The sequence below is a fragment of the Streptantibioticus ferralitis genome (genome assembly GCF_029223525.1).
Taxonomy (GTDB): Bacteria; Actinomycetota; Actinomycetes; order Streptomycetales; family Streptomycetaceae; genus Streptantibioticus_A; species Streptantibioticus_A ferralitis.
In genome coordinates, this window is record NZ_JARHTQ010000010.1 from 211131 (window position 1) to 226910 (window position 15780).

Below are 15780 nucleotides of genomic sequence, written 5' to 3' on the forward strand. Positions count from 1 at the left end.
GTACCGCTCGTCCGATCCGCTCGGGAACGAGCGGATCGCCCCAGTCCGCGAAGGTCATCTCGCTGGGAAAACCTCACTGGCTCAAGCACCGTCGCGACGCTATCGCCGCAGATTAGGGCGTGTCGCCAACTACGGAGCTCAGACTCGTCATAGCCGCCGGTGGAACCGGGTAGATCGACCGCGTCGCAGAGAGAACTCAGTGGTGCGGCGCGGCGACAACGGCTGTGGGGCCTTCCGTCGCACGAACGGCTCGGTCATGCGAAACGCTCTGCCGGCACCGCACCGCGGTCATGGACGGTGCCACGCGGCCGCCGGGTAAACCTGCTGGATCGCGGGTTGCCCCGGAAGGCTGAAGCACCCTAGCGCGAATACGGAGGGTGATGCCACTGTCTCATTCTGTATGCATGGGCGAGTGTCACATGACAGGGGGTGGGCCATGGCGAGGAGCGCCGCGACGTTGCGGTGGACGGGTCGCCTAGTAGGGAAGTTACTCGAACGTAAGGTCGAATTGCGGGGCGTGGAGATGGCCCTGGCGGAATTGTGTGGGCCGCCGCAGGAGAGTCTCGGGGCTCGGGAGGGCGGTTTACTCCTCTTCGCCGGGTCGGCCGGGGTGGGTAAGACGGCCGTGTTGGGTGAGGCGCGGCGCCGGGCTGCGGCTCACGGGTGCATGGTGCTATGGGCGCGGGGCTGTCAGCAGCGGGCGTGCACGCCGTTCCATGTCGTGCGGGAGTTGTTTCAGCCGTTCTTCGCCGCCGTGGGGGAAGCGGAGGCGCGGACCATGCTGGGCTGCTGGTTCGACATCCTCGGCTCGGCACTGGGTTTGACGCTTCCGGAAGCCGGCCCGCCGCCGGACCCGCAGGGGGTGCAGGACGGTCTGGACTGGGTGGTCACCCACCTGTCGGCACGGCGGGCTCCGGTGGTGTTGGTGGTGGACGATGCGCACTGGGCGGACGGCGAGTCGCTGGACTGGCTAGCCGGGTTCGTAGCGCGCGTCGACGAGTTGCCGATGCTGGTGATCCTTGCCTACCGCCCCGATGAGCGACCCGCGGTCAGCTCGAGGCTTCGGGAGTTGGCCGCGCGGCATGGTTCACGCCCGTACGATCTCGCGCCGCTCACCGAGGAGGCGGCGGGCCTGCTGCTGAGCGAGTGGTTGGGCGTTGAGGTGGATGAGGCGTTTCGCCGGGAATGCTGGGCACTGACCGCAGGCAATCCGTTCGAGACCATCGAGCTCGCCGCCGCTTTCCGCGAGCGGAGCTTGACGCCCGATGCGGAGCAGATCTGCCATCTACGCAGCCTGGCTGCCCGCATCAAGGGCACCGGTTTCGTCGAAAGCATCCGCCGACTCGGCCCAGCGGCCGTCCGGTTCACGTGGGCCGCCGCCGTGCTCGGCACCGGCACCTCCCCCCAACTCGTGGCAGATGTGGCCGCACTGGCCCCGCTCGAGGCCCGGGATGCCGCCGAACAGCTGTGCCGTGCGCGAGTTCTGACCACCGCCACGGATGGCCTGGCACAGGGGTCCGCGGAAGACAGCCTGGAGTTCCGGCATCCGCTGATCGCCACCGCGGTGTATCAAGCGATCCCCGCAGCCATGCGTGTGGCCCTGCACGGACGGGCGGCCCAGCTCGCCCTCGACGCCGGGCACGGCGCCACGGCCGCCGCGCGCCACCTGTTGGAAACGCACCCCGACGGCGACCCGGCCACCGTTCAGTGCCTGCGGGACGCGGCCCGTGAGGCGCTGCTCAGCGGCGCACCGGACGCTGCCCGGCGCTTCCTCGCCCGTGCCCTGCGGGAACCGCCGCCGCCCGAGATACAGGCCGCGATTCTGTTCGAATTTGGCCGCTGCGACCTGCCCACCGACCCCGCGGCCGCCGTCAGACGTCTCACGGCGGCCCTGGCAGCACCCCAGTGCGACCCTGCGCTGCGCGAGGCCGTGGTATACCGACTGGCTCAGGCACTCGCCCACAACGACCGGCTGCCCGACGCCGTCGATCTGGTCGCCGCCGAGGCCCGCCGCACCAACAGCCCGGCCACCCGGCTGCGGATGCGGGCCGAGCACCTGCTGTGGGATCGGTTCCGCGTGGACGCGGAGGACGTGCACGGCCGCTCGCGACGGCTGGCCAGGCTCGCCGAACGGTTGGACGGGCGCCATCGAGCCGAGCAGCACATCCTGGGCCTGCGGGCCGCCGACGCCGTCATGCGCGCCGAACCCGTCGACGTGGCCCTGACCTATGCGGACAAGGCCCTCGCGCCGGGCATCGCATGGGCAGACGAGGACTGGGGCTTCGAGGTACCCGTCATCGTCGCGCTCGTGTACATGATGTGCGACCAACCCGCCCGCGCCGAGGAACTCTTCACCCAAGCCATCACCGAATTCGAACGGCACGGCTGGCGCGGATCCCCCCTGTCCCTCGCCCACACCCTGCTCGGCTACGTCTACTACCGCACGGGGCGGCTCGACCAGGCCGAGGACTGCGTTCGCGCCGGGCAGAACCTCGCCGACCGCGTCAGCGGACAGGTACCGGCCCAACGCTACGCGGCCGGCTGCCTGTTGCAGGTCCTGCTAGCCCGCGGACGCATCGACGAAGCCCAGGCCGTCGCCGCACAGCTCACCAAAGCCCAACCACGCTCAGCGACCGGGGTCCTCCCGGACATGCAAGCCGCACTTGGCCAACTCCTCCTCGCAAGCGGGCAGACCACACAGGCCGAAACCCTCCTGAGCCAGATCGGACGGACCCTGGAGGACCTCGGCATGCACAACCCCGCCTGGTGCCGCTGGCAACTCGACCTCGCCCTCGCCCGAGCCGCTCACCCCGACCGTGCCCGAACCACCGCGCAGACCGCACTCGCCCGCGCCCGCGCCTTCGGCACCCCCAGCGCCATCGGCCGCGCCCTACACGTCACCGCCCAACTGTCCGACGACGATCAAGCCCAGCCCCTGCTAGCCGCAGCCATCGACCACCTGGAGCGCTCCCCTGCCCGCTACGAACTGGCCTGCGCCCTGATCGACCACGGCGGACTACTGCTGCGGGCCGGGCGCCTGCCCGAGGCAGCCCAGCAAATGACCTCCGGTATCGAAACCGCCACCGGCTGCGGTGCAGACCACCTCGCCGAACACGCCCGCACCACACTCACCAACGGCCTCACACACGCGGGCCACTACCCGCATGTAACCACCGCACCCGTCTCACCTCCTGCGTCGCGACCGTCTCCGGGAAGCCGACGCGGACGGAGCCAAGAGTAGGAGTGACATGAATTGGATGGCGGCCTGAACATGGGAGACATCTGATGACCACGATGACTGCCCGTCTGATCGAGGTTGCTGACAGTGTGTCGGTTGACCAGGCAGGCGCGGCCTTCGACGGTGGCAGCATGGGGACCGTCTCGCCTAACGGGCTCAGCCGCGAGTTGCTGGACCACCTGGCCGCGCCGGCCGCGGACCGGGTCCGTGTCGCAACGTGCGCGGGCCCTTCGACGTCACACGGCCGCCGTCGCCACGGATGTCCTGGCCGATCAGTCCTTTCCGGCAGTGGCGATCCGGCCGGCGTAGCGCTGCGTCCAGGTGGTGTCGGTGTTGACGGTGACGACCACGTCGTAGTAGCCCTCCTGGGTCGGCCACATGACGACCCTCGTCTTGCCGTGGTCCACCGTGACCTTCTGGGTACGGCCAAGGTAGTCACTAGCGGTGAGCGTGTAGTGCACCGGCTTGGTGCCGTCGTTGTGCAACGTGAGCTTCACCTGAGCCTCGTGCTTGGTGCCCTCGCCCTTCAGCAGGTCGACATCCACGCGCGGCAGGCCACCGTCCCTCTTTCCAGCGGGCGCGACCTGGCCGGCGAAGGAGCGCACAAAGCCGTCGTTGGAGTAGATCGAGAACGCGTACTTGCCGTCGGTGGCCTTGGCGTCCCAGGTGTACTCGCGCGGCTTGCGCGCGGTGACGGTGAACGGCGTGCTGGAGAACGCCTGGTACTTGTCGGGGAAGACCTGGAAGCTCAAGGCCTTGTCCTTCGGGCCGCCGGTCAGGGTCATCCTGGCGGTGACCGTCCCCGACGCGCGGTCCTCCGAGATCGTCGCGTGCGGATGGAAGCTCAGCGGGCGCGCTTTCATGTGGTCGGCGGCGATGGACACCGACTGCTCGGCGAGCGGGTCCGGGAAGGTGGCCGGCCCCGGTTGCGGGTAGGCGAAGTCGAGCGCGCTGGTCAGGTCGCCCGCGATCGAGCGCCGCCAGTCGCTGATGTTGGGGCAGCGGAACGGCTTGCCGAGGTGGGCCGCCCAGGTCTCGAGGAACTTGATCGTCGAGGTGTGGTCGAAGACCTCCGAGGCGACGTACCCGCCGCGGGTCCACGGCGAGACCAGCAGCATCGGCACCCGCGGACCGAAGCCGAGCGGGTAGTCGCCGACGTACTCGCCCGCCGTGCCCGGCTCAGGCCACGGCGGCAGCACGTGGTCGAACTTCCCATCGTTCTCGTCGTAGTTGAGGATGAAGAGGGTGTGGTTCCAGATATCGGGGTTGCTCTGCAGGATGTCGAGCACCTTCTTGACGTAGCGCTCGCCGTGCAGGGTGTCCGCGCTCGGGTGCTCGGACCAGCCGTACGGCGCCACGATCCAGGAGACTGCCGGCAGCGGGTGTTCCGCGCCCGGCTGGCAGGCGTCATGGAGGTTTTTGAGGACCGCGTCGAGGTTCTCATCGGAGTCGTTGTTCGGCGAGGTCATGCCGGAGTAGTACGTGGCGTTGCCGCGCCAGATCAGCCCGGTGCCGGGCCGCAGCTTCGGGTCGTCGGCGCTCAGCCCCTCCGGGTCGAACCCCTTGAAGTACTTCAGCTCGTTGTCGCCGTAGTCGCCGACCCAGGTGCTGATGTAACCCTGTCGCCCGTTGCCGCTGTTGTCGGAGTAGAGCCGCCAGTCGATGCCGACCTGCTGGAGTTGCTCGGCCACCGTGATCCAGGGACGGGAGTAGTTGGACTCATCGATGTTGCCCGTCTCGCTGTTGGCGGTACCGCTCCACAGGTACTTTCGATTGGGGTCGGTCGGCCCGAACTCAGAGCAGAAGTTCTGGTCGGCGATGGTGTACTGGGCGGCGACCGAGTGATAGAAGCCCATGTAGGCGTCGCTGTGGTGGTTCATGCAGCTGGCGCCGTTGTGCTGCACCCACAGATCCCACTTACGATGGTCGACGTTGCCCCAGGCTCCGTGGTCGTTGCCCCAGGTGCCGTCGTCGACCTGTGGGGTGACGATTTTGCCGCTGCCGTCCTTCTGCTGGAAGACGGTAGTGCCGTCCTGGAACCGCAGCGCCTGCTTGTCGTTGAAGCCGCGTACGCCGGGGAACGTGCCGAAGTAGTGGTCGAGGGACCGGTTCTCCTGCATCAGGATCACGACATGCTTCAGGTCGGACATGTTGCCCTTGAAGCCCTTCGGCAAGACGTGCCTTGGCTTCGGAGCGGCGTACGCGCCGCCCGCCCCGGCGGTCCCGCCGAGCACCAGCGTCCCGGCGGCGACCCCCGCTCCCTGGAGGAACCGACGGCGGGTGGTGCCGGTCGTCGTCTCGGGTCCGTCGCCGAGCTCGGACTCGGGCGTCGAGGTGATCGGATCGGGGGCCATGGAAACTCCTCACATGGGCGTGGATAGTCGGGGCTGGGTGCTGCGGCTCGCTCATCGAAGCGAGTGGACACCAACTCCGTGTGAACTCCGGCCGAGCGATTATCAGCAGGACATCGACTGCGAGGTTTTCAACTTCTGTGTGTATGTGGTGGGGTGCGCCCTTCACGACAGCCGTAAGTCGTGATCTTCATTGCGTTGTTGGGCAGAGTCAGCCGCCGGGATGAGGACAGCCACCGGATGGCGATGATGTGTGACGACTTATCAGGACGCGGCGGCTGCGGCGCTGACATAACGCATGGACAAGTTGGTTCGGCCGACACCCAGCGGCCAGGAACGTGCTGGTCAGTGCCCTGCGGCGGCGCAACAGGGCTGCCAGGAGTCGGTGGAAGTGGTCCAGGCTGCTGGTTTGCGGGTGAAGGTAGCTGCGCGGGCGGTGGAAGCACCGCTGGAAAGCCGCCTCGGCCAGGGCGTCCCAGTACGGTTGCGAGACCGCCACCAACCGTTCGAGGGCAGACCGTGACATGCCGCTCAGGGGCCGGATCCGTGAGCATCGTGGTCAGGGCCGGCGGTGTCGATCGAGGTGATCGCTCCAATGGGATGTCGTACCAGCCGTTCTCGGCGATCGGTTGGTAGTTGGTCACGCCGGGGGCGGCCTGGTCCTCGATGGGTCAGCCGCAGCGGCCGATGGATTCCGCCGGGCGCTTGCGACCGCTCAGGACGTCCTGGTGGGTCAGTTCCTCGTGACCGAGCAGATGTCTGCGCTCCCGGATGCCTATCTGCGGTCCGGTTTCCACCAGATGGGCGTCCTGCCAGCCGTCCAGGTGCTCGCGGAACGCGTGCAGGTGCTCCCATGCCTTACGGCGGGCACTGATCTCATCCCTGGTCAGCGCCTCGGCGTCGAGCGCGTCCGTCCGCTGATCGACGGTGAGGAGGAAGACCGGCTCGGTCACCGGCAGGCGCACGGTGATGCCGTGATCACGGGCGAACCGGATACCGGTCTTCTCGGTGTGGGCTTCGAGCGCGGCCCGGATGCCCCTAGCGGACAGGTCGGCGTCGGAGGTGATGTTCGCCAGTCGACACACCAGCGTGCCGGTCTGGCGTTGGCCGTCGGGGACGACGAGCAGGCCCGCACCGACGGCGGCGAGCAGTGCGCCGTCGCCGCTCGCGTCGACGAACGCGTCGGCGGTGATGCGCTCGTTGCCGCCGCGGCTGTTGTTCACGATGTCGCTCACCAGCCCCTGCTGGTCGCGGGTCGCATCGACCACGGTGCTGTGCAGGCGCACGTTTACGCCTGCCTGCGTGTCGATCTCGTCGTAGACGAGCTTGGTGGTGTCCAGATCGAGCAGCACGAAGTGGTTGCCGGTCCAACCGACGTTCAGTCCCGCGTCGTGATCGACGCTGACGGTCTTCTCAGCCAGCGATCGGGTCGCGTCCCCGTTCGCAGAGGTTGCGGCCAGCTCCTGGTAGACGCCGCGTCGCCTGAGCCGCAACAGGATCTCGGCTCCGACCCCGGCGACGACTTGCTCGCGGTGCTGGTCGAAGAAGCCGCAGAAGGTGAGCACGGAGCTGGTGGTCGCCGCGCCGCCGAGGGACGGGTGTGGCGCGGGACGACGACCGGCCATGCCAGTAGGGGGCCGTCGACGGCTGCGCGCTCCGCACGGAGCCCGGCCACAACGGCAAGGGATGCGGGCACGACCCTGACTGGATCGGCCGCCGAATTGCCCAGTACCCGGTCGGTGTTCGCCATCCGTCACTCGACTTACTCCGCTGTGAGCGTTCGCAGTACGCCCTCCAAGACATGCGGGAAGTATTGGAACGCCTCCTCCCGCAGCGACACGAAGCAGCGCGTGCCTTCCAGCCGGTGCCGGGTCAGCCCCGCCTCGCGGAGCGTCTTCATGTGGTGGCTCAGGGTGGACGACCCCACCTCTACCTCGAAGTCCTCGCGCGGATGCTCCTTGCGATCCGCGACCACCGCCACGATCCGCAGTCGCACTGGATCCCCCAGGGCCGAGAGGACTCGGGCGAGTGGGATTGCCCCAAGGTCGGGGTGGTCGGGTTGACGAGGCATGCGACTAGCGTACCCTTTCATCGATGTTCGACGAATATCGATGAAAGGGCCTCAAGAATGGAGAGGACGATGGACTTTCTGGTGCGCGTCGACGCGTCCCGCGCCTACGACCTACCGGCTGACGATCGCAAGGACGTCATCGAACAGGAGCGTGTCCGGGGCCGAGAACTCATGGCCGAGGGCGTACTGCGGCACTTCTGGCGCCTGCCCGGCAAACGCGCCAACATCGGCGTCTGGACCGTTGCGGACGCAGATGCCCTGGAGGAGGTGCTGGACAGCCTGCCGATCCGGCCCTATGCCGACATCGACGTCACCCCACTGGCCACCCACCCCATGGTGGCGGCCGCCAAGGCCGCGCACCCCTGACACCCCCGGCCGGCCGATCCCCGAGGGCCGGTTTCATCGGCGTCGTGTCTGAGGGCGCTGTGGCAGGAACCGGCCGGGGCTGTAGGAGGCCGCCGGTGCCGCGATCACCTTTGCCGTAGCGCCGAGATGGGTTCCGTCGACCGTCCGGGCAGTCCTCCGTCACCTTCGATGAGAAGGTTGAGGACACTGCGGTCGGACGAGACGCCCAAAACGCCTCTTTCCTCGTCGGCGAAGGCGACGTGGCTCGGTCACGAACCGCCGGGCCCCGCACCAGCCACATCCGGCAACATGACCGCACGTCAGACCGCCACTGCACTCGAAGACATGGGTCTAACCAGCGCGGATACCAAAGTGCTGCCGGATTACCAACCGTGGCCGTCGCATCCGGCGAGTCCGCCCCGTTACGGCGCACCGCCCCGAGGGGCTGCGTCGCCCCGGGGTGCGTTCAGCAGGTCTTGAAGACGTAGTCGGCGGACCCCGGAGCGGTCACGTCGCGGTCGCGCAGGACGACTGAGAGCTTGTCCCCCCAGGTCGAGCAGCTCTTGTGGAAGTCGGCATCGTCGTACTCGATGACGAAGACGCGGTTGGTGTAGGCGTCGGCGAACTTTCCGCACTCGTTGTAGCGGCCGCACTCCTCGGCCACGGCGAAGTCGAAGCCGATGGTGCCGTGCTGCCCGAGCAGGTCGGCGGTGTTCTTCTGACCTATCGCCAGCCCGTCGGCGTGTGCGCGCTGGACGAGCAGCTGGGCGAAGGCGGCGTTCTCACCGGCGGTGAGGCGGCCGTCGGAGCGGGTGTAGGAGTCGAGGTTGTCCGGCTCGACGGCCTGGTAGCCCTTGGCGGCACAGTCGTCGATCCAGCCTCCGACGATCGCGGCGAGCTGGGTCCGTTTGGCGGCGGTCGAGACGTCGAGCAGGGCTTCGTTCCAGTCCTGGTCCATGACGGGGTTGCCGCCGTCGTTGCGCAGCAGGAGTCCGGGGTGGCCGCTCTGCCACCAGGCCGTGGCGTCGGGCTGGGCCTGGAAGGCGTTGATGTAACAGACGTTGTACAAGCCCGCGACGGCCCCGGCGGCGCGGTCACGGGAGACCGCACCGACCCCGGAGGCCGGCCGGTAGGGGCTGCCGATCTGGTAGTCGAAGGTGGTGTGGGCGGTGGGCGGTACCACCTGCTTTCCCGGCGTGCCAGAGCCAGCCGCACCGGCGGGTGCCGTGGGCGAACCTGCTCCGGGCTTGGATGCCGGGGCGGAGGGCGTGCCGACGGGCGTGGGGCCCGCGGCGTGGCTGCTGCCAAGTCCGGGGGCACGGGTGACGGCGGAGAGGCCCGGCGAGGAGTGGCGGGACGCCCTGGCACTCGGCTTCGGTGACTCCATGGCGGCGGAGGCGTCGGTCAGCGCGAACCCGGCGCCCACCGCGCAGACGACCCCGGCTGTCAGGCCGACCACGAGGGCCTTGCGGCGGAGGAAGGGTGAGGCATGTCCGGGCATGTGAACTCCTGGGTGCGTCTGCGGAGCGGGGCTTCGCGTCATCCTGGTCAGCCAGTCGTGAGGAATTCGTGAGCCGACCGCCTCCTGTGACGGGGCTCACCTCGCCCGATGTGGCCTGGGGCGGCGCTCGGAGCGCTGGGGCCTGGCTAGCCGCAGCACGAACACCGTTCCGCCGTCAGGCAGTCGGCGGGCCTGGACACTCCCGCGGTGGGCGTCGGCGACCCACTGCACCAGCGACAGCCCGATCCCGGTGCCACCGCTCGGCGAGTGGAAGCGGGCGAACAGTGCCGGGAGGTCGGCCGGGTCGATGCCCGGCCCCCGGTCAGCCACCGAGATCTCCGCGCCGCGCACCATGACCGTGATGTCGGCCCAGCCCGCCCCGGGCCCGGTCGGGGTGGCACCGTGGCGGGCCGCATTGTCGAGCAGGTTGCGCACCGCCAGCCGGACCAGACTCGGATCCACGCAGGCCGCCGACTCCTGGGCGTCGAGCCGGATCCGGTGGTCGCCTGGCGGGAAGTCCTCGCACACCGCCTCGACAAGCTGGTCCAGCCGCACAGGCTCCCGGCGGACGGCGTCCACACCGGCCTGCAGGCGCCCGCGGACCAACAGGTTCTCGATGACGTCCGACATCCGGTCGGAGGCCCGTCGGATGCGCGGCAGATGCACGGCCAGTGCGGATGGCGTGGCCTCCGCGACATCCACCGCGCCACGCATCACGGCGACGGGTGTGCGTAGTTCGTGAGCTGCGTCGGCCAGCAGCCGTTCCTGCTGCTCCAGGCTGAGCAGTGCCGGACGCATGCTGCGCCCGGACAGCAGGTACCCGGTGGCACCGCCGAGTGCGGTGAGCGTCGCGCAGCCGGCCAGGAGGGTGAGGACGAGGCGGTGGTGCTCGGCAGCGCCGTGCGCCGGGTCCCCGATCACGACGACCGCGCCCGCCACCTGCTGAGTGCCATCCACGTAGAACGGGGCTGCCAGGAAGTAGACCAGGTGTCCGGTGTCGTCCGCCCCGGCCGAGATGACGGTGTCGTCGGCGGTCGCCGCGGTGCTGGCGGGCTGCGCCAGGCGCGCGAGCGAGACCGGGAAGCGGCCCTGCCTGCTCGCGAAGACCTGCCTGAACGCGGCTGGGTCGCGACCCTGCTTGAGCAGGACGCTCACCTGGGGGTTGCCCGCGGTCGCCTCGTCATCGTAGAGCCCATCGAGCTGGACGCGGTCGTGGTCGTAGTAGATGAGCGAGGTGACCACGTTGGCCCTGCGGCGCATCTCGTCGTATTCGCTGGACCGCCAGGACCGGGAGTCGGTGCGGATGACCAGCCCTGACAGCGCCGCCAGCCCGATGACGGTGATCACTGTGTAAGCCGCGGTCATCCGCCATCGCAGGCGGGCGATGCCACGGTGGGCGGGAGAGCGTCCCCCCGGTCCTGGACGGCGCTGCCTCACCGGCCTGCCATGGGCGACGCGCTCAACCGGAAGCCCTCCCCCCAGACCGTGTGGACCAGTTGGGGACCGCCGAGCTTGCGCCGCAGACCGGCCACGACGGCCTCGACGACGTTCGACGAGGGGTCAGCCGACTCGTCCCATCCATGGCGGAACAGCTCGCCCTTGGTGACAACCTGCTCTGAGCTGATCAACAGCCGGTGCAGCACGGCCAGTTCCTTGCGGGTAAGTGACAGCAGGACACCGGCACGGCGTACCTCCCGTCGCGCCAGGTCGAGTTCGAGGTCCGCGCAGCGCAGGAAGACCGGCAGCCGTTCCTGGGCCCGCCGGGCCAGGCTCCGTACCCGCATCACCAACTCCGCCATCGCGAACGGCTTCACCAGGTAGTCGTCGGCGCCATGCTCGAATCCTGTGATGCGCTCGTCGACGGTGTGGAGCGCGGTGAGGAACAGCACCGGGACCGACCAGCCTGCCCGGCGCCGCTGCTGCAACTCGTGCCGCGTGTCGCCGTGCGGGACCAGCCGGTCAAGGACGACGCAGTCGTACGCGTTGACGTGCAACAGCTCGTCGGCGGCCGGCCAGTCGTCGGCCGTGTCGACGAAGAAGCCCGCCGCACGCAGGCCGGAGGCGACGATCGCGCTCAGGTCCGGTTCGTCCTCTACCAGGAGCACTCGCATGGAACACCTCATGGTCGTCCTCGCCCGGCCGGTCGACTGATGACGGGCGGGCTGGCGTGGCGGATGTCCATTGTAGGCAGTGCGCCGATCACGGCCCGGACGCCCTCCCCATCATGCGTGGTACCACTTCGGACGAATGCGGCAACTTCCCCACCACATGACGGCCCGTCCGCCAGATGCCCCCGGATGGGCCCCTGACCAGCGACAACAGCGAACTTTCGAGGCCTTCCTGCCCGGTGGCGGAGCATCACTAAAACTCCGGGTACGACGCAGCGCAAAGGCGGCTGCCCCGGCCCACACGGCACGGCACGGCACCGTCCGGCCTTTCCGCGCGACACCAGCACGAGGCGGTACGTAGCAACAGCACGAAGTGTGTTCGCCGGCGCGACGGTCGCCGAACACCGACCGCCACGCCCCTGACCCATCACCTATGTCATGATCACGGTCAGCCGAGCCCTCCCCCGACAGGACCCTCCCCATGCGAACCATCAGCGTCATCACCGCCGTACACAACGGCGGTCATCACTACATCGGTGACGCCTACGAATCCCTGCGCGAACAAAAGCTCCCGGACGATTGGCAATGGCAATGGTGCGTACAGGAGGACGGCACCACAGGCATCCCCGCCAACAGCCTGCCCGATGACCCCAGGATCATGTTCGGGACAGGACTGCGAGCTCGCATAGCGGTGACGCGCACGCACGCCCTCACGCGCGCGACAGGAGACCTGATCCGCACGCTGGACGCGGACGATGTACTGCTGCCGGGAGCCCTGGAGCGCGACATCGAGACACTTGAGCGCGTTCCGTGGTGCGTATCCGCCTGCGTCGACCTCCATGAGGACGGGAGCACCGCACCGGGCCCCTACGATCCCGCGGGCGGCCCCGTGGAGCCCGGGCGTTTCTACCGCGAGGTGATGGAGGACCGTCTGTCCGTTCAGGCGACCACGTTCGCCGCTCACCGCCGCCTGGTCCTCGCGCTCGGCGGATGGCAGGCACTGTCCGGAGCCGAGACCGTAGCACTACTCCTCGCCGCGGAGGCCGTGGCACCCGGAGAGTTCGTAGCGGAGCCGAGCATCCTCTATCGCAAGCATCCCCACCAGACAACCGCATCGGACCACTACTGGGAGCCGGCCGAAGCGGCCACGCGAATAGCTGCGATCATGCAACGCACCAGCATCCTACGGGAGTTGGGCTGGAAATGGCGGTAACCGCACCACCACCAAGTCGCGGCAGACGGTGAGGTCCTCAGGGGCGCCGCCGAGGGACAATCCCCCACTGTCATTGAGGTGTTGGGGATAAGGTTCTGCCTCGACTACAGCTGATCTTGACCGTAAGGACAAGGGGCATGAGTCAGGGCAGCACGCGAAGCGGCACGAGAAACACAGGTGTCGCCCGGGGCGCCGCGGGCGCGGTCGTCGCCGTGTCGCTGCTGGTGGGGGCCACCGGGTGCGGGAGCCCTGAGCCGCGACGGTCGGGCGGCGCCGCAACGGAGCGTTCGGCATGGAGCCGCACAGCGGGAAGGTGCTGTGGTCGCTGCCGGACTCGTCAGGGCGGATCGCGCCCCAGGTGAACGGCGCCTGGCACGGTGTCGTCTACGGCCAGACGGACAACGGCCCAGTGATCCTGGACGCCCGTACCGGCAGGACAAAGAGACCTCGCCCGGCGCGGCGCCATACTGGACCGACGGCCGCTACGCGGTCACCGACGCCCAGATCGTCCCCACCGAGGGCTAAGCCCATCCGGCGGCTACCCCCTCCGCCGCACTCGCTCCGCGTCACTGGTCCCGGGGCAGGCCGTGCACGCCTCGGCCGGCCAGAGCGTGCAGCACCGGCAGCAGCCGAACCGGGCGCGGGTCGGCTGGCGGCGGGCCGGAAAACGAGGCTGGTGGGCCGGAAAGTGATGTGCGGATCAGGTATCCGGTTGACAGGCTGAGACCATGGACAACTCGTACAACCCCGTCCCCGCGCCCGGCTCCTCCCCCGCGCCCCGGGCGACGGACTGGATCACCATGCCCCTCACCGCGGACCTCCTACGCGGCGCGCTCGACCTGGAGCGCACCGAGCACGGGCTGCTGCCGCACCGGCTGCCCGCCTGGGCCCGCGCGCAATGCGCCGACGGGCAGTTGGCCATGGCGGAGGCCCAACCCTCCGGAGTACGGCTGGTGTTCCGTACCCGGGCCACCGCGATCGAGTTGGACACGCTCCGTACCAAGATGGCCTACCAAGGCGCTCCGCCCCGCCCGGACGGCGTGTACGACCTACTCGTCGACGGCGATCTGGTCGGCCGGGCCAGTGTGCACGGCGGCAACGTCACGTTGGTGGACATGGCCACCGGGTCCGCGGAAACCCGGCCCGGCCCCGTCGGCTCCGTCCGGTTCGCCGGTCTGCCCGAAAGGGCCAAGGACGTCGAGATCTGGCTGCCGTACAACGAGATCACCCAGCTCGTCGCCCTGCGCACCGACGCCCCCGTCGAGGCCGCACCGCAGCACGGCCGCAAGGTGTGGCTACACCACGGCAGTTCGATCAGCCAGGGCTCCGACGCCGCAAGCCCCACCACAACATGGCCGGCACTGGCCGCCCGCCTCGGCGGTGTCGAACTGATCAACCTCGGACTCGGCGGCAGCGCCCTCCTCGACCCGTTCACCGCCCGCGCCCTGCGCGACACCCCCGCGGACCTGATCAGCGTCAAAATCGGCATCAACGTAGTCAACGCCGACCTGATGCGCCTACGGGCCTTCACTCCAGCCGTGCACGGCTTCCTCGACACCATCCGCGAAGGACACCCCACCACGCCGCTGCTGGTCGTCTCCCCCCTCCACTGCCCCATCCACGAAGACACCCCCGGCCCCACCACCCCGGACTTCAGCAACCTCAGCGCCGGGAAACTGCAGTTCCGAGCCGCGGGCGACCCCGCCGAACGCGCCGCCGGAAAGCTGACACTGGCCGTCATCCGTCAAGAGATCTCCCGCATCGTCAACCAACGGACGGCGGACGACCCCAACCTGCACTACCTCGACGGCCGCGGCCTGTACGGCGAGGCAGACTTCACCGAACTACCGCTACCCGACCAACTCCACCCGGACGCCGCCACCCACCACCGCATCGGCGAACGCTTCGCCAAACTGGCCTTCGGCACCAGCGGACCGCTCGCCCCACGAGCCTGAAACACCCCGGCCAACTGCGGCTTGCGAACATGACCGCAGCCACAGGAGCAGTACAGCGGTGGTGACGGTACCGAGTTCGCTGGGCATGGGCACAGCCGGGGGCGTGAGACGCCAAGGCCCGATGCCTGAAGGGTTAACGTCGTTGTGGCTCTTCGCCGGACGCTTCAAGAATGTCGTCATAGCGACCGGCGAAGACGGCCCTTCGCATCTCATGCAGGCGTTCCACGGCAGCCAGGGCGCTGTGCACGTTCGTGAAGCTGTCCTTGACGGCCGCCATGCGCGCGGCGTCCTCCAGCACCCGCCAGGCGTTCTTCCTGCGATGAGCGAGCGAATGGCGTACGTCGCTGCGCAAGTACGTTGCCGCCGCCGTGAGCGCGGCGGCAACCAAAGCGAGAAGAGCAGCCGGGATCCGCGCTTGAGAGGACGACAGGCCCGTCGCCCCTGACACGGACGCAAGAACCACCGCCGGCAACCCGAGGACTACGTCAGCTGCCGACCAAAAGCGGGACCTGCGGGCCGCACGTTGACTCTTCGCAGCAGACTCGCGCGCCAGACGTTCGAACTCCCCCCGGATGTACTCCAAACGAGCCGCATCGTTCGCCGTCTGTGCAGGTTCCGCATCTGCTCGTTCTCCCGCCGCCACGCTCCGATGGTTGCAGACGGGCGGTAGCGACGGCAGCGGAACGGCTTCGTCCGTGACGCTCGCCAGTCCATCCGCTGACTGACGCTCCATCAACGGACATGAAAGGTGTCGTGGTCCAACGCCATCGACTGCGCCGTCGCCGCAATCCTCAGCAGTTCCTGACGGATGAAGCCGTCCGCGGTCACCCACATCCCGAGTACGGGTGCGAGTCGCGGGGCGTGTCGTTGCTGGTCATGGCTCTACCGTCGGCCCGGCGGGCGATGGCAACCAGGCCGCCGTCTCCCCAGGTGAGGGCTTCCTGGGCGCCACGCACCCAGCATCGCGAGCGGCTGGGCCTTTCGCGCGGTGCGGCAGC

General features: G+C 68.8%; 11 protein-coding genes. 4 read left to right on the top strand and 7 right to left on the bottom strand.

Translation table 11 applies throughout. The features are described from left to right. Positions 1 to 523: 523 nt before the first annotated feature. On the top strand, positions 524 to 3241 hold the full coding sequence (locus P2L57_RS18100; RefSeq protein ID WP_275815773.1) for an ATP-binding protein: 2718 nt from the start codon (positions 524 to 526) through the stop codon (positions 3239 to 3241). 269 nt (positions 3242 to 3510) lie between these two features. Here the strand turns inward: P2L57_RS18100 and P2L57_RS18105 are convergent, their stop codons facing one another. The 3 genes from P2L57_RS18105 to P2L57_RS18120 all read right to left on the bottom strand — a co-directional run bounded on the left by P2L57_RS18105 (position 3511) and on the right by P2L57_RS18120 (position 7660). Next, positions 3511 to 5592 (bottom strand): alkaline phosphatase family protein, encoded by a 2082-nt coding sequence (locus tag P2L57_RS18105; protein ID WP_275815680.1) that lies wholly within the window; start codon positions 5590 to 5592, stop codon positions 3511 to 3513. A gap of 668 nt (positions 5593 to 6260) precedes the next feature. Beyond that, positions 6261 to 7214, bottom strand: a complete 954-nt coding sequence (locus P2L57_RS18115) for an FAD-dependent oxidoreductase (RefSeq protein WP_275815682.1) — start codon at positions 7212 to 7214, stop codon at positions 6261 to 6263. Positions 7215 to 7351: 137 nt separating this feature from the next. Next, a complete protein-coding gene (locus P2L57_RS18120; protein ID WP_275815685.1) occupies positions 7352 to 7660 on the bottom strand; it encodes an ArsR/SmtB family transcription factor in 309 nt (102 codons plus the stop codon). A 69-nt stretch (positions 7661 to 7729) separates the two neighbouring features. On the opposite strand from P2L57_RS18120, the gene P2L57_RS18125 reads away from it, so the two are divergent. Continuing rightward, positions 7730 to 8026, top strand: a complete 297-nt coding sequence (locus tag P2L57_RS18125) for a muconolactone Delta-isomerase (protein ID WP_275815687.1) — start codon at positions 7730 to 7732, stop codon at positions 8024 to 8026. Between the two features lie 445 nt (positions 8027 to 8471). On the opposite strand, the gene P2L57_RS18130 is transcribed toward P2L57_RS18125, so the two are convergent. From P2L57_RS18130 to P2L57_RS18140, 3 genes are all read right to left on the bottom strand, one after another. Further along, positions 8472 to 9506 carry an endo alpha-1,4 polygalactosaminidase gene (locus P2L57_RS18130; protein ID WP_275815688.1) on the bottom strand — a complete coding sequence of 345 codons (1035 nt, stop codon included), beginning with the start codon at positions 9504 to 9506 and terminating at the stop codon, positions 8472 to 8474. Positions 9507 to 9602: 96 nt separating this feature from the next. After that, positions 9603 to 10871 carry a sensor histidine kinase gene (locus P2L57_RS18135; RefSeq protein ID WP_275815691.1) on the bottom strand — a complete coding sequence of 423 codons (1269 nt, stop codon included), beginning with the start codon at positions 10869 to 10871 and terminating at the stop codon, positions 9603 to 9605. Positions 10872 to 10939: 68 nt separating this feature from the next. Further along, on the bottom strand, positions 10940 to 11617 hold the full coding sequence (locus P2L57_RS18140; RefSeq protein WP_275815693.1) for a response regulator transcription factor: 678 nt from the start codon (positions 11615 to 11617) through the stop codon (positions 10940 to 10942). 478 nt (positions 11618 to 12095) lie between these two features. Here P2L57_RS18140 and P2L57_RS18145 point away from each other — a divergent pair, with 478 nt between their 5' ends. Next, positions 12096 to 12827, top strand: coding sequence for a glycosyltransferase family 2 protein (locus tag P2L57_RS18145; protein WP_275815695.1), 732 nt, complete (start codon positions 12096 to 12098; stop codon positions 12825 to 12827). A 728-nt stretch (positions 12828 to 13555) separates the two neighbouring features. Then, positions 13556 to 14782 (top strand): GDSL-type esterase/lipase family protein, encoded by a 1227-nt coding sequence (locus tag P2L57_RS18155; RefSeq protein ID WP_372515746.1) that lies wholly within the window; start codon positions 13556 to 13558, stop codon positions 14780 to 14782. A gap of 133 nt (positions 14783 to 14915) precedes the next feature. Here the strand turns inward: P2L57_RS18155 and P2L57_RS18160 are convergent, their stop codons facing one another. Next, positions 14916 to 15170, bottom strand: a complete 255-nt coding sequence (locus tag P2L57_RS18160) for a hypothetical protein (protein ID WP_275815697.1) — start codon at positions 15168 to 15170, stop codon at positions 14916 to 14918. Positions 15171 to 15780: the final 610 nt, after the last annotated feature.